General features: G+C 65.4%; 14 protein-coding genes. 6 read left to right on the top strand and 8 right to left on the bottom strand.

Translation table 11 applies throughout. From position 1 onward, the window contains the following. Nucleotides 1-100: 100 nt before the first annotated feature. The 4 genes from ada to AC0L3E_RS04820 all read left to right on the top strand — a co-directional run bounded on the left by ada (nucleotide 101) and on the right by AC0L3E_RS04820 (nucleotide 3,080). On the top strand, nucleotides 101-1,216 hold the full coding sequence (gene ada, locus AC0L3E_RS04835; RefSeq protein WP_473604375.1) for a bifunctional DNA-binding transcriptional regulator/O6-methylguanine-DNA methyltransferase Ada: 1,116 nt from the start codon (nucleotides 101-103) through the stop codon (nucleotides 1,214-1,216). Between the two features lie 18 nt (nucleotides 1,217-1,234). Continuing rightward, on the top strand, nucleotides 1,235-1,453 hold the full coding sequence (locus AC0L3E_RS04830; protein WP_473604355.1) for a hypothetical protein: 219 nt from the start codon (nucleotides 1,235-1,237) through the stop codon (nucleotides 1,451-1,453). 332 nt (nucleotides 1,454-1,785) lie between these two features. Beyond that, nucleotides 1,786-2,340, top strand: coding sequence for a methylated-DNA--[protein]-cysteine S-methyltransferase (locus AC0L3E_RS04825; protein WP_473604354.1), 555 nt, complete (start codon nucleotides 1,786-1,788; stop codon nucleotides 2,338-2,340). Beyond that, on the top strand, nucleotides 2,337-3,080 hold the full coding sequence (locus tag AC0L3E_RS04820) for a 2OG-Fe(II) oxygenase (RefSeq protein WP_473604353.1): 744 nt from the start codon (nucleotides 2,337-2,339) through the stop codon (nucleotides 3,078-3,080). The genes AC0L3E_RS04825 and AC0L3E_RS04820 overlap by 4 nt, the downstream gene beginning before the upstream one ends. 24 nt (nucleotides 3,081-3,104) lie before the next feature. Here the strand turns inward: AC0L3E_RS04820 and AC0L3E_RS04815 are convergent, their stop codons facing one another. Beyond that, nucleotides 3,105-3,704, bottom strand: a complete 600-nt coding sequence (locus AC0L3E_RS04815; RefSeq protein ID WP_473604352.1) for a dihydrofolate reductase family protein — start codon at nucleotides 3,702-3,704, stop codon at nucleotides 3,105-3,107. Nucleotides 3,705-3,807: 103 nt separating this feature from the next. On the opposite strand from AC0L3E_RS04815, the gene AC0L3E_RS04810 reads away from it, so the two are divergent. Further along, nucleotides 3,808-4,224: a winged helix-turn-helix transcriptional regulator gene (locus AC0L3E_RS04810; RefSeq protein ID WP_473604351.1), complete on the top strand. Its 417-nt coding sequence runs from the start codon at nucleotides 3,808-3,810 to the stop codon at nucleotides 4,222-4,224. Nucleotides 4,225-4,341: 117 nt separating this feature from the next. Then, complete coding sequence (gene dinB, locus AC0L3E_RS04805) at nucleotides 4,342-5,589, top strand: DNA polymerase IV (protein ID WP_127320207.1); 1,248 nt, start codon at nucleotides 4,342-4,344, stop codon at nucleotides 5,587-5,589. A 13-nt stretch (nucleotides 5,590-5,602) separates the two neighbouring features. Here the strand turns inward: dinB and AC0L3E_RS04800 are convergent, their stop codons facing one another. The 7 genes from AC0L3E_RS04800 to AC0L3E_RS04770 form a co-directional block, all read right to left on the bottom strand. Then, entirely contained in the window at nucleotides 5,603-5,944 is a 342-nt protein-coding gene (locus tag AC0L3E_RS04800) for an excalibur calcium-binding domain-containing protein (protein ID WP_127320209.1), read from the bottom strand. A gap of 128 nt (nucleotides 5,945-6,072) precedes the next feature. Beyond that, the gene (locus AC0L3E_RS04795) at nucleotides 6,073-7,095 is read right to left on the bottom strand and encodes a cupin domain-containing protein (protein ID WP_473604349.1); all 1,023 of its coding nucleotides are present in this window, start codon (nucleotides 7,093-7,095) and stop codon (nucleotides 6,073-6,075) included. Between the two features lie 146 nt (nucleotides 7,096-7,241). After that, complete coding sequence (locus AC0L3E_RS04790; protein ID WP_473604348.1) at nucleotides 7,242-8,843, bottom strand: FGGY-family carbohydrate kinase; 1,602 nt, start codon at nucleotides 8,841-8,843, stop codon at nucleotides 7,242-7,244. A 153-nt stretch (nucleotides 8,844-8,996) separates the two neighbouring features. Then, nucleotides 8,997-9,725, bottom strand: a complete 729-nt coding sequence (locus AC0L3E_RS04785) for an SDR family oxidoreductase (protein WP_292336826.1) — start codon at nucleotides 9,723-9,725, stop codon at nucleotides 8,997-8,999. A gap of 22 nt (nucleotides 9,726-9,747) precedes the next feature. Further along, on the bottom strand, nucleotides 9,748-11,007 hold the full coding sequence (locus tag AC0L3E_RS04780; RefSeq protein ID WP_292336825.1) for a sugar ABC transporter permease: 1,260 nt from the start codon (nucleotides 11,005-11,007) through the stop codon (nucleotides 9,748-9,750). Continuing rightward, nucleotides 11,004-11,825, bottom strand: coding sequence for an ATP-binding cassette domain-containing protein (locus tag AC0L3E_RS04775; RefSeq protein ID WP_352674192.1), 822 nt, complete (start codon nucleotides 11,823-11,825; stop codon nucleotides 11,004-11,006). The genes AC0L3E_RS04780 and AC0L3E_RS04775 overlap by 4 nt, the downstream gene beginning before the upstream one ends. A 93-nt stretch (nucleotides 11,826-11,918) precedes the next feature. Then, nucleotides 11,919-13,007, bottom strand: a complete 1,089-nt coding sequence (locus AC0L3E_RS04770) for an ABC transporter substrate-binding protein (RefSeq protein ID WP_127270010.1) — start codon at nucleotides 13,005-13,007, stop codon at nucleotides 11,919-11,921. Nucleotides 13,008-13,030: the final 23 nt, after the last annotated feature.

The raw sequence follows: 13,030 nt of genomic DNA, 5'->3' as shown, positions 1-13,030 counted from the left end.
GCTGCACCCATGCCCCAGTTCAGTGTGCTGTTCGTGTAGAAAGCTATGTAGCTGGAGATCATCTGGTCGGTCGGCCCCCCGACAAGCGTCGGGGTGATGTATTATACAAGTTCGAAGAAAAAAAACAAAACCCCCCCACCTCCACGCCCCCGATACCCGGCGGGGGGGGGGTATGGTCGTGCGCGACAAGTCGGCCGACGGCGCATTCTGGTATTCGGTGGCGACGACCGGCGTCTATTGCCGGCCTTCCTGCCCGTCTCGGCGCGCCAATCCGAAAAATGTGCAGTTGCACGACACGCTCGATCAGGCCAAGGCCACCGGCTTTCGCCCGTGCCGGCGCTGCCGACCGGATGGCCCGTCGCTCGAGGCCGGCAACGCGGCGATGGTCGCCGCTGCCTGCCGCAGGATCGAGCAGAGCGAGGAAGAACCATCGCTGGCTGAACTGGCTGATGCTGCCGGCCGCAGCACCGGTTATTTCCATCGTATCTTCAAGGCGGCCACCGGGCTGACACCGAAGGACTATGCCGCCGCGCACCGCGCCGCCAGGGTCCGCCAGGGCCTGGAAGACGGCGCCAGCGTGACGACGGCGATCTACGATGCCGGCTTCAATTCGAGCGGACGTTTTTATGAGAAATCCACTGGCATGCTCGGCATGACGCCGACGCGCTATCGCGCCGGCGGCGCCGATGAAGAGATCCGCTTCGCCGTCGGCGAGACCTCGCTCGGCGCCATCCTGGTCGCGTCCAGTCAAAAGGGCGTCGCCTCGATCCTGCTCGGCGACGATCCTGACGCACTGGTGCGCGACCTGCAGGACCGTTTCCCCAGGGCACGGCTAATCGGCGGCGATCACGACTACGAGGCGCTGGTCGCCCGCGTCGTCGGTTTCGTCGAAGTTCCGGCGCTCGGTCTCGATTTGCCGCTCGACGTGCGCGGCACGGCGTTCCAGCAGCGCGTCTGGCAGGCCTTGCGCGACATCCCCGTCGGCCGCACGGTTTCCTATGCCGAGATCGCGCAGCGCATCGGCGCGCCGAAGGCAACCCGCGCCATCGCCGCCGCCTGCGCGGCCAACAACCTTGCCGTCGCCATTCCCTGCCATCGCGTGATCCGCAGGGATGGCGCCCTGTCCGGCTATGCCTGGGGCGCGGAGCGCAAACGCGCGCTGCTGGAGCGTGAGGCCGGCGAATCTGACAGCGCCTACCGATCCGCGCGGAGATGACGGCCAAGCATGCGCGCGATGGCAAGATCTCATGACAGCGTCACCGATGGGACCACCCGCACCGCCGCCAGCCAACACGCCCAGGAGGCGAAGTCCCAGGTCATGGCCGCCATCGGCGGACTTGTCGATGAGGGTAAGGCTGAGTGGAACCACACCGCAACCGGCGACATCGAGCTGCGGCTGCTGAGCGGTGAGGTCTTCGTGCTCGGCGAAGTGTCGGTCACGCGTGTAGCATGAGCATGCTTGGCTGAAGTGCGGACGGTTCAAAATCAGCACTCTATGGCGCCCCCCTCTGTCCTGCCGGACATCTCCCCCACAAGGAGGCAGATTGGCAGTTCCGGCGCCGGCTCTCGTCCTGCAACGTTGGAGATTGGCGAAGGCGGTGGTGACAGCCAATCTCCCCACCCGTGGGGGAGATGTCCGGCAGGACAGAGAGGGGCGCCGTAGAGCGCTTACCTTGGGCGTCCTTCACCCTCGTACGCGGGCGATTGGAATTTGAAAGCAAGCATCGGAGTGAGCACCCGATCGGCGCACAGCTAGGGTTCGCGCACAGACAAAGGAGTAACGCAATGAACCTTATGCAAACCCAAATGGCGCCACCGGCGAGCGTCCCCAATGCCCTCGGCACCATCGCCTATGCCATCGGCGAATCCCCCATCGGCAAAATCCTGGCGGCGCGCAGCCAGATCGGCGTCTGCGCCATCCTGATCGGCTCGGATGCCGACACACTGGAGCAGGATCTCGCCAACCGCTTCCCAGGCAAGATACTGGCCAAGGACGAGGCCGCACTGCGCGACGATCTCGCGGCAATCGCGCGCTTCATCGAAATGCCCGGCGTCGGCTTCGACCCGCCGCTCGACCTGCGCCACGGCACGCCATTCCAGCAGCGCGTGTGGGAGGCGCTCCGAGGCATCCCTTGCGGCGCCACCATCACCTACACCGCGCTCGCCCGGCATATCGGCCAGCCGAACGGCGCCCGCGCCGTGGCGACGGCCTGTGCGGCCAATGCAATCGCGCTGGGCATTCCCTGTCACCGTGTTGTCCGCGCCGCCGGCACGCTGTCGGGCTACCGCTGGGGCGTCGAGCGCAAGCGCGCCCTGCTCTACAAGGAGGCTACGATATGAATGCCCATGCCAAAATTGCCGCATCGGCGGTTGAAGCTGCTCAGACACGTGTTGCTGATTACGACTGGCCCGCCCTTGCCGCCGAACTGGACGGCTTCGGCTGCGCGGTGATTGAAAAGCTGCTGTCGCCCGAAGAGTGCCGACAGATCGCCGACCTCTATCCCGAGGAGAAGCATTTCCGCAGCCACATCCATATGGCCAGGCACGGCTTCGGCAAGGGCGAGTACCGCTATTTCCGCTATCCCTTGCCCGACCTCCTGGGTGACCTGCGCAGCGCGCTCTATCCCAGGCTGGCCGAGGTCGCCAATCGGTGGAACGAGCGCATGGGGCAGGCCATGCGCTATCCCACGACGCATGCCGCGTTTCTCGAGCAGTGCCATGCCGCCGGCCAGACACGGCCGACGCCGCTGCTGCTGCAATATGTGCCTGGCGACTTCAACTGCCTGCACCAGGATCTCTATGGCGACCTCGCCTTTCCGCTGCAGGTGGCGATCCTGCTCTCCGAACCGGGCCGGGATTTCACAGGCGGCGAGTTCGCGCTGACCGAGCAGCGCCCGCGCATGCAGAGCCGAGTCGAAGTGGTGCCGCTGCGGCAGGGCGACGCCGTTGTGTTCGCCGTCCACAACCGGCCGGTGCAGGGCACCAAAGGCAACTACCGCGTCAATCTGCGCCACGGCGTCAGCCGGCTGCGCTCAGGCATGCGCCACACGGTAGGGATTATTTTCCACGATGCCAAGTGAGCAGGGAGAAGATGGAGGTTCCCCTCACCCCGCCGGTGCATAACGGCTGACCACCATGCCGCAGGCATAGGCCTTCGAGCCGAGCAGCCGCAGGTTCCTAAAACCGCCCTGATCAAAAATCCGGCGGCCCGCCCCCAGCACCGCCGGGTTGACGAACAGCTGGAACTCGTCGACCAGCCCGGCCGCGATCAGCGCTGACGCGAAACCGGCGCCGCCGAACACGGCAATGTCGCCACCCTCGCCCGTCTTCAGCGCGTTGACCTCGCGCGGCAGGTCGCCGCTGGCCACACTGGTGCGCTCCCAAGCCGACTCCCAGGCCGATTGCTTGAGCTTGTTGCTGAGCACCACCTTGCGGGCGTCGACGATGCGCTGCGCAAAGGCGTAGAACGGATCGTGCGGAAACTTCTTCGCCGCAGTGCCCCAATGGGTGAGGTAGCCCTCCTGTGCCATTTTGCGGCTGAGCAGGATGGTATCGACGCCTGCGAAGACAGCGTTGAAGTCCTGCTTCAGCGCGTCGTCCCAGGCGCTGTCGTCGCCCCATTCCCAGAGCTGCCAGGGATGGTCCTCATTGGCGCCGACAAAGCCGTCGACCGACGTCTGCATCTGCAGGACCAGCTTTTTCACCGTCATTCTCCCCACGGCCATCGCAAAACAGTTTACATTTGCAACCGTTGACGCAAGGCCAAAACGATGTCAATAGTAAAGTGATTTAAAAATGGAACCGTAGATGTCGACGCGCGAAAAATCCGGCTGCCCGATCAACCTGTCGCTCGAACTGATCGGCGACCGCTGGACGCTGCTCATCATCCGCGACATGGCCTTCGCCGGCAAAAGGCACTTTCGCGAATTCCTGCAATCCGACGAAGGCATCTCCTCGCGCACGCTGGCCGAGCGGCTGCAAACGCTTCAGGAGGAAGGCATCCTCACCAGAAGCGATGACCCGACGCATGGCTTGAGAACGGTCTACCGGCTGACCGAGGCAGGTATCGACCTCTTGCCGGTGCTGGCGACGCTCGGCGCCTGGGGCAGCAAGCACCGCAAGGCCGACGATAGGCTGGCGCGGATCGCCGACGAGTTGGCGGCGGGTGGCGAGGCGGAACTGGAACGAATGAAGGCGGCGCTGCGGGCGGAGCATATTGTCTAGGTGGTTGCGCTCGAACTGGCTTGGCTGTTGCTGCACAAATCGCCCTTCGCTTGACAACGACCCGTGCTTGTTCTTTATTTGTTCCAATTCTATCAGCAACTGTGATGTGCGGTCGGGATGGAAACGACAGCCACCATCCTGCATGCCGATCTCGACGCTTTCTACGCCTCGGTCGAGCAGTTGCTCGATCCGTCGCTGCGCGGCAAGCCGATCGCGGTGGGCGGCGGCGTCGTGCTCGCCGCTTCCTATGAGGCGCGCGCCTTCGGCGTGCGCGGCGGCATGCCAGGGCGCAAGGCGCGCGAACTCTGCCCGCATTTGATCTTCGTCGGCGGTAATTTCAGCCATTACCAGCGGCTGGGCGACGCGGCGATCAAGGTGCTCGACGATTTTACCCCGGTGGTCGAGCGCATCTCCATCGACGAGGCCTTTGCCGATGTCGCCGGCTGCACGCATCTGTTCGGCTCGCCGCAAGAGATCGCGACGACCATCCGCCGCCGCGTGCGGGCCGAACTCGGCCTGCCGATCTCGATCGGCGTGGCACGCACCAAGCATCTGGCCAAGATCGCCTCGCAGGTGGCCAAACCGGATGGGCTGGTGGTGGTCGACCCCGGCAGCGAGCTCGCTTTCCTGCACGACCTGCCGGTCGGGCTGATGTGGGGCGTCGGCCCGGCGACCAGGGCGCGGCTGGCGGAAATCGGCGTCGAGACCATCGGCCAGCTGGCCAGGACGCACAGCGGCGCACTGACGCGGCTGCTCGGTCCCGCCGCCGGCGAAAAGCTCGCCGCCTTGTCATGGAACCGCGACCCGCGAAAGCTCGAAACGCATCGCCGCGCGCATTCGGCCGGCGCCCAATCGGCGCTGGGCCAAAAACCCGCCGTGGCGCGGATCATCACACCCACTCTGCTGCATCTGGCCGACCGCGTCGCCAGCCGGCTGCGCGCCAAGGCGCGGCCCGGCCGCACGGTGACGGTGCGCGTGCGCTTTGCCGATCTCACCGCCGTCACGCGCTCGATCACGCTCGGCCAGCCGATCTCGGCGACCGCGATGCTGGCCGAGATCGCCGGCGATCTGGTGCGCGGCGTCCTCGCCGACAACCCCCACGAAAGAACGATCTCGCTGCTGGCGATCTCGGTGTCGCATCTTGAGGAAAGCTTCGAGCTGCAGCTCGAACTGCCGCTCGGCCTCGCCGACGAGAAACGCCGGCCCGGCACCCGAAAAGGCCTGGCACGCTTCGACGCCGACCGCGCCATCGACAAGATCCGCGAACGCTTCGGCAAACAGGCGGTCGGCTACGGCACGGTGGCACTGGAAGCGGCGCGCTCCGTGCCCGACGAATTCAGGGAGCTGGCGGAGAAGGAGCTTTGAGGCCAGGGCAAGGCTATGGGCCGGTACGCGAGTAGCGATGGACCCGGACGCCACTAGAGCTTGTCCCGTGCCAGGGCTCGCAGGCTATGCCGTCATGGTCGGCATCGTGAGTCGGCCAATAGCCAGGTTCGCCCCTATGCGCAGAGGCGAGACCAACGGCACGGGCGGCAGTGCAGTTCGGGAATGCCGCAAGGTGCCTCAGCACCGAGAGAGATGTATCAAACCGAATGCCGATGAAGCCATAGATGATATAGCCCGACAACAGAATGAACGGCGCAAACAAGGCCACCCATCTCAGCCTGCCAAGGCGGCGACGGTGATAGGGTGAAGGCCGTCGCAAGAATGGCAGGAGCATTCCCCGCCAACTCCCCGGTTGGAGTGCCCGAACCAGACTAGCGTCAACCAGGTACAGTAGCAATAACGGTCATCTCCGAACGGTTTCCTGCGTTCAGAGCACGGCTATTGGATAGCGAAACGCCAGTTCTATGCCTCGCCGTCCCAGTACCGCCTCACCGCTCCCATGTCGAAAATGCCGTCGCGCCGGCGCAAGGCGTCGACCGCCATCTTGTTGGAATCGGGATAGACGCAGACCTCGTTGGGATTTTTCTCGCCGATCATCAGATAGCGGCACGGTTCCGTACCGCTGTTGAGGAAGGAATGCCCGACCGCCAGGCCGGCGGGAAAGCAGACATAATCGCCGGCCTTCATCTCGTGACGCTCCTCGCCAAGCAGCAGCGTCACCTGCCCTTCCAGAATCAGCGCGTGCTCCTCTTCGAGCATGTGGTAGTGCCTGGGCGCCAGGCGCATGCCGGGGGCCGGCGCCTCGATCAGCATGCCGACATGATAGTCTGGTAGTCCCAAAGCCGCATAGGTCAGATGCCTGGACCGGCCGCCGAACCGCGGGCCTTCGCCCTCGACCTTCCATTCGACGGCATCGCTGGCGACAGGCGGGATCGGCACGGCTGGGAGTTTGGTGATACCGGACATCACATCCGACGGCAGCGGATCGCCGGCGGCAAGGCCGGTGTTCTCGCCGTCCCAGTAAGTTCGGGTTGCCGAGAGGTCGAAGATCGCGCGCCTGCCCAGCGCCCGCACCAGGACCTTGTTGGAGGCCGTGTAGACGACCACGTCATTCGGGTTGCGCTCGCCGACGATGACATAGCGGCACGGCGCGTCGCCGGTGTTGATGAGGCAATGCCCCGCCGCGGCACCAGCCGGAAAGCAGATGTAGTCGCCAGTCGTCATGGCATAGGCAGCGTCGCCGACATAAGCGGTCAGCATCCCTTCGAGGATGAAGACATGCTCTTCCTCGAAAATATGGTAATGCGCCGGCGACGTCTGCTTGCCCGGCGGCAGTTCCTCGATCGCCACGCCGACATGGTAATTCTCGCCGAGGGCGGCAAGCGAAAGATGCCGGTAGCGCACACCGAAGCGCGGCACATCGGACCATTCCGTCCATGGCACGCTGTCCGATGCGAATGGCACGGGCGCTTTATCGTCTGCCATAGGGCCTCCCTGGTCCTGTCCCCCTGCCCTCGTCGCACTGCCATGCTGCTAGAGGATCCACGACAGGACAAAGCTGCCAGCTTCCGGCTAAACCGCCAAGCGGTGTTCGCGACGCTCCTGACAAAGCCAGACAGGAATCGCTCGCTTCAACCCCTGATCGCCTTGCCGGCCTGCTGCAGCAGCTCGAATGCCGCGAAGCGCTTGGCGTGCCAGCCGGCCAGCGTGGCATCGGGATGATAGACCTCGCCGAGTTCCGACATGCCGGCCATCGCCCGCGTCAGATCCTTGTAGGCACCGGCGGCGACCGCGCCCAGCATCGCCGAGCCGAGCAGCACCGGTTCCGGCGAGGTCGACGCCACCACCACCATGCCTGTGGTATCGGCAAGCAGCTGGCGCACCAGCGGGCTTTGGCCGGCGCCGCCGCTGACCACGATGGTGTCGACGGCAATGCCCTTGTCATGCTCGGCCCGCACGATCTGGCGCGCGCCATAGCCCAGCCCGCAGACCCCGGCGACATAGAGCCCGACCAGGCTGTCGAGGCTGGTGTCGAGATCGAGCCCGGCGATCAGCGCTCGCGCCTCCGGGTCGGCGAAAGGTGCGCGGTTGCCGAGAAACTCCGGCACCACATGGATACCGCCGACCAGCGCCGGCGTCGCTGCGGCCCCGTTGCGGCCTTGCGCCTGCAACGACAGCCAGGCGCTGAGGCTGAGCCCCTCGGCTTGCGCCTTGGCGGTCGCTTCGCCAGCCGCGGGATGCATGCGCACCAGATGGTCGATAGCAGCACCGGCTGCCGACTGGCCGCCCTCGTTCAGCCACAGGCCCGGCACCATGGCCGAGAAATACGGACCCCAGACGCCGTCGACGAAGGCCGGCGCCGCGGTCGACGACATGGTGCAGGCCGAGGTGCCGAAAACATAGGCCATGCGCGACAGAACGCTGCCGAACTCGCCGCGCGCACCGACCGTACCGACGCCACCGGCATGCGCATCGATCAGGCCTGCCGCTACCGCGATGCCGGGGACGAGGCCAAGGTCCGCAGCCGCCTGCGCGGTCAGCCCGCTGCCAAGTGCGCCACCCGCCGGCACGATCTGCGTGCCGATGCGCGCGAATGCCTCGTCGGCCAGGCTCCCTAGTCCGATGGTGCGGAAATAGGCCTCGTCCCAGCGGCTTTCATGCGCCAGATAGGTCCATTTGCAAGTCACCGTGCAGACCGAGCGGGCAAGGCTGCCGGTCGCCCGCCAGGTGAGGAAATCGGGGAGGTCCATGAACTGCCAGGCGGCGTTGAACGTGTCGGGCAGGTTTTCGGCCAGCCAAAGGAGTTTCGGCGTTTCCATCTCCGGCGAGATGACGCCGCCGACATAATTCAGCACCGCCTCTCCGCTGCGGTTGATGCGGCGCGTCTGCTCGACCGCGCGGTGATCCATCCAGACGATGATGTTGCGTTCCGAATTGCCGGATCTGCTCACCGGCAGCGGCACGCCGCCCTCGCCCAGCACCACCAGCGAACAAGTGGCGTCGAACCCGATGCCGGCGATCGCCTCGGGCGCCACGCCCGATTGAGCGACCGCTTCCCGCGTGGCCGCGCAAACCGCCCGCCAGATGTCATTGCTCGACTGCTCGACAATGTCGCCGGCCTCGCGCCAGACCTCGATATCGCGCTTGGCAGAGGCGAGCATGTTTCCAGTGTGGTCGAACACCCCGGCCCGCGCGCTGCCGGTGCCGACGTCGATGCCGAGGAAATTAGGCATGGGGGAAACCTTCGGTTCAGGGCAGTAGGCAGTAGGCAGTAGGAGATTAGCGAGTTGGGATAGGGAGCAAGAAGCGTTTTCGACAGCAAGGTCGTGCCTTTATCTTCCCCCTACTGCCTACTGCCTACTGCCTATTCCCTATTCCTCACCCACTCACAAATCATTGCTCTGCGGCAAAATCACCAGATCGCGGATCGTCACGTTGCGCGGGCGGGTCAGCATGAACATCACCGCTTCGGCCACTTCGCGCGGCTGCATCAGGCCACCGGCGGCGAGTTCTTCCTCGAGCTTGGCCTTCGGCCAGTCGTCGACCAGCGCCGTCACCACCGGGCCGGGCGCCACCGCACCGACGCGCAGGCCGTGCTTGGCGACCTGCCGGCGCACCGTGTGGACGAAGGCCTGCACGGCGTGCTTGGAGGCCGTGTAGATCGGCTCCCAGACCACCGGAACCAGTCCGGCAATCGAACTGGTGACGATGACGTCGCCCGTCTTGCGCTCGATCATGTGCGGCAGCACCGCCTGGATCGAGCGGAAGCAGGCATTGATGTTGAGGTTGAGCATCCGGTCCCAGGCGTCGGGATCGCCGGTCGCCACCTCGCCGCCGACATAGGCGCCGGCATTGGCATGGAAGATGTCGAGTTGGCCGGCCTTCTCCAGAATCTGCGGCATCATGGTGGCGACGCTGGCCGGCTGCATCAGGTCGATGACCAGCGGGATCGCCTTGGGGCCGAGTTCGGCGCAGAGTTTGTTCAGGGTCGCCTCGGCACGGTCGACCAGCACCACGGTGGCGCCGGACGCCAGCATATGCCTGGCGCATTCGAGGCCGATGCCTGATGCCGCGCCGGTGACGGCGGCAACTTTTCCGGACAGTTCTTGGCTCATGTCTTGCTTCCTGTTGATGGGTTCAGGCCCGGCCATGGGAGACACGCGAGCGGCGTGCCAGCGAGTCGACGATGACAGCGATGGCAAGCACGGCGCCGGTGATCATGTACCGAAGCGACGAGGACAGATCGAGCAGCGTCAGGCCGCTGGCGATCGACTGGATGACGATGATGCCGAGCAGCGCCGAATACGCACTGCCGCGACCGCCGAACAGGCTGGTACCGCCTATGACGGCCGCCGCGATGGCGTTGAGGTTGACGTCGCCGGTGCCGGCCTGCTGGCTGGCCGAGGCCAGGCGGGCCGCCGACAGCACGCCGCCGAAAGCAGCCAGCATCGAGCACAGCACGAAGGCGCTGGAATAGATCAGCCGCACATTGATGCCGGCGCGCCTTGCCGCCTCGCGGTTACCGCCGACCGCCGACATCGAGCGGCCCCATTTGGTCCGCGTCAGCGCGTAATGCATCGATATGACCAGGCCGACGAACAGGCCGAACATCCACGGAATGCCGCGCGCCTGGTTGAGATAGAAGACGATGAGTTCGAGAATGACCGTGATCACCACCGCCCGTATAACCAGGCCGCCGGTCGACGGCGCCGACAGATTGGCGGCGCGGCGGCGCGTAACGGTGCGCAGGCCGGTGACCAGCATGACGATGCCGGGCACGGCCGCCAGGGCGAACGAAACGAATTTCGGCATCATCAGCAGCTGGCCGAAATTCACCAGGTTCGAGCCGTAGGGCAGATTGATCGAGCCGGTCGAGCCGAGGATGTAGAGCTGCAGGCCAAGCACCGCCAGCAGACCGGCCAGCGTCGAGACGAAGCTCGGCATGCCCAGCCGGTTGAACAGCAGCGCGTACAGTGCGCCGATAAAGCCGCCGACAGCGACAGCGGCCAGAATGGCGAGCGCCACCGGCCAGCCCTGGTTGACCCAAAGTGTGCCGACCATAGCCGAGGCAAAGCCGCTGATCGAACCGACAGACAGGTCGATCTCGCCGACCATCAAAACGCAGACGATGCCCAGCGCAATGACGCCCACGGTGGAGCAATCGAACAGCAGATTGACCAGATTGCTTGATGACAGGAAGATCGGGTTGATGCTGGCAAACACCGTCCAGATGATGACCAGCCCGACGATCACCGGCAGCGAGCCGAGATCGCCCGAGCGGACCCGGTCGAAGAACCTGCGGATGGCGCCGCCGATCCCCGCCTCATGCTTGACGCGCACATCGGCGCGGTCGAGCTGCGGCGGCACAGGGGCGGCCTGTTCGGCTTCGCGGCTCATGGGCGTGGCTCCTGGGTTTGGTCTTGCCTGGCCTGTCTGCGCTCGGCGCGCCGCGACACCGAATTGTTCGACGCGCCAGTGATGGCGCTGACCAGTTCCTGGTTCGAGGCGTCGGGCGAGAAGATGCCATTGTTGCGGCCAAGCCGCAGCACGACGATGCGGTCGGCGACGGCGCGCACGTCTTCCATATTGTGGCTGATGATGACGACGCCGAGACCGCGGTCGCGCACCCGCTCGATCAGGTTGAGGACTTCCGCCGTCTGCGCCACGCCAAGTGCCGCCGTCGGCTCGTCGAGCAGGATGAGCTTGGGTTCGAGCAGCAGCGAGCGGGCGATCGCCACCGTCTGGCGCTGGCCGCCCGACAGCGAAGCGACCACTTCGCGCACGCTTGGGATGCGCGCCGATAGCTCGTTGAGCAGCGTCCAGGCGCGCACTTCCATCGCCACCTCGTCCAGCCGCAGCGGGTTGAGCTCACGACCGAGAAAGATGTTGGCGACGATGTCGAGGTTCTCGCACAGCGCCAGGTCCTGGAACACGGTGGCTATGCCGAGCGTCAGCGCCGCACTTGGATCTGCAAGCGTCACCTGCTTGCCGCGAAAACTTATCGTGCCTGAGCTCGGCTGATGCACGCCGGCCAGGATCTTGACCAGGGTCGACTTGCCGGCGCCATTGTCGCCGACCAGCGCCACCACCTCGCCGGCATGGACATCGAGATCGATGTCGGTGAGCGCCGAAACGGCGCCGAAATTCTTCGAAACGCCGCGCAGGCTGAGCACCAGCTCGCCTGCCGGAACCGGTTCGTCCGGGGTATCGATCATGCCAGGAAGCCTTTCAAAACCGGTTCAAATGTCGGATGAGCGCTGCCTGGCCACCGCGCGGTGGCCAGGCAGCGGAGCGGGCAAGGGTCGCGGTCAGTTCCCGATGCCCAGCTTCTTGCAGCCTTCCGCGTAACGATCGACGCAGAGTTCGGCCGCGGTGTTGATCTTCTTGTCGATGATCTCGGCCTTCAGGTTTTCCTGCGTCACCACGGCTGGCGTGAACAGCTGCGAGGGCGTGTCGTACAGCGTCATCTCGGCCTTCGGCGTCTCGCCCGAAAGCAGCTTGATGGCGATGTTGGCGGCCGCCGCCGCCACGATCTCGCTCGGCTTGGAGATGGTGTTGTATTGGTCGCCGGCGATGATCAGCTGCAAGGCCGCGATCGTCGCGTCATTGCCGGTCACCGGCGGCACCGGATCGACGCCGGCCGCTTTGAAGGCCGCGATCGCGCCGCCGCCGGTGCCGTCATTGGCCGCAACCACGCCGAGGATTTTTGGTCCGAAGCGGGTGATCTGGCCGCCGGCCCATTGCTGCGCCTTCGGCGGCGCCCATTCCGGCGTGTCGTATTCGGCCAGGATCTTGTAGCCGCTATTGTCGAGGCCGGCATGGATGCCCTTCTTGATCAGGCCGGCCGCCGCGTCGGTCGGCGAGCCGTTGATCTGCAGCACGCCGCCGCTGGCCGGATCGACCTTCAGCGCCTTCAGGTGCTCGACCAGCGAGTCGGCGATGGCCTTGCCGATGCCTTCATTGTTGAACGACACATAGAAATCGGCCGGCGCGGTCGGGATCGGCCGGTCGTAGGCGATGACCTTGATGCCCTGGCTCTGCGCCAGCTTGACCAGCGAGGCGGCGGCGGTCGAGTCGACCGGGTCGAGCACGATCGCCTTGGCGCCCTGCGAGATCACCGAGTTGAACTGCTGCTGCTGGCGCGAGGCGTCGGCATCGGCATTCTGGTAGAGCACCTTGCAGCCCGGGCACAGCTTCTTCATCTCGGCGGCGAAGCCGGGATAATCATGCTGCTCGTAGCGGGTCGAGGCCTGGTCGGGCATCAGGAAGGCGACGGTCGCGTCGGTGACTTCGGCGGCCCTGGCGATAGCGGCGGTGCCGGCCAGCAGCGACAGCGCAAGGGCTGCCACGCCGGCGGACTTGCCAGCGGACTTCAATGAAGATGAAAGTTTGGTCATTCGGTCTTCTCCGTTTCTGGATA

This window comes from Mesorhizobium sp. WSM4822 (assembly GCF_055811155.1).
The sequence above is the reverse complement of the archived record's forward strand: the minus strand, read 5'-3'. Positions and strand labels throughout refer to the sequence as shown.

Coding starts and splice junctions, on each gene's coding strand:
- AC0L3E_RS04825 (WP_473604354.1), top strand. CDS start 1,786: ATGAACCTTATGCAAACCCAAATGGCGCCACCGGCGAGCGTCCCCAAT.
- AC0L3E_RS04775 (WP_352674192.1), bottom strand. CDS start 11,825: ATGATCGATACCCCGGACGAACCGGTTCCGGCAGGCGAGCTGGTGCTC.
- AC0L3E_RS04820 (WP_473604353.1), top strand. CDS start 2,337: ATGAATGCCCATGCCAAAATTGCCGCATCGGCGGTTGAAGCTGCTCAG.
- AC0L3E_RS04790 (WP_473604348.1), bottom strand. CDS start 8,843: ATGCCTAATTTCCTCGGCATCGACGTCGGCACCGGCAGCGCGCGGGCC.
- AC0L3E_RS04800 (WP_127320209.1), bottom strand. CDS start 5,944: ATGCTCCTGCCATTCTTGCGACGGCCTTCACCCTATCACCGTCGCCGC.
- AC0L3E_RS04795 (WP_473604349.1), bottom strand. CDS start 7,095: ATGGCAGACGATAAAGCGCCCGTGCCATTCGCATCGGACAGCGTGCCA.
- AC0L3E_RS04780 (WP_292336825.1), bottom strand. CDS start 11,007: ATGAGCCGCGAAGCCGAACAGGCCGCCCCTGTGCCGCCGCAGCTCGAC.
- AC0L3E_RS04785 (WP_292336826.1), bottom strand. CDS start 9,725: ATGAGCCAAGAACTGTCCGGAAAAGTTGCCGCCGTCACCGGCGCGGCA.
- AC0L3E_RS04770 (WP_127270010.1), bottom strand. CDS start 13,007: ATGACCAAACTTTCATCTTCATTGAAGTCCGCTGGCAAGTCCGCCGGC.
- AC0L3E_RS04830 (WP_473604355.1), top strand. CDS start 1,235: ATGGCAAGATCTCATGACAGCGTCACCGATGGGACCACCCGCACCGCC.
- AC0L3E_RS04810 (WP_473604351.1), top strand. CDS start 3,808: ATGTCGACGCGCGAAAAATCCGGCTGCCCGATCAACCTGTCGCTCGAA.
- dinB (WP_127320207.1), top strand. CDS start 4,342: ATGGAAACGACAGCCACCATCCTGCATGCCGATCTCGACGCTTTCTAC.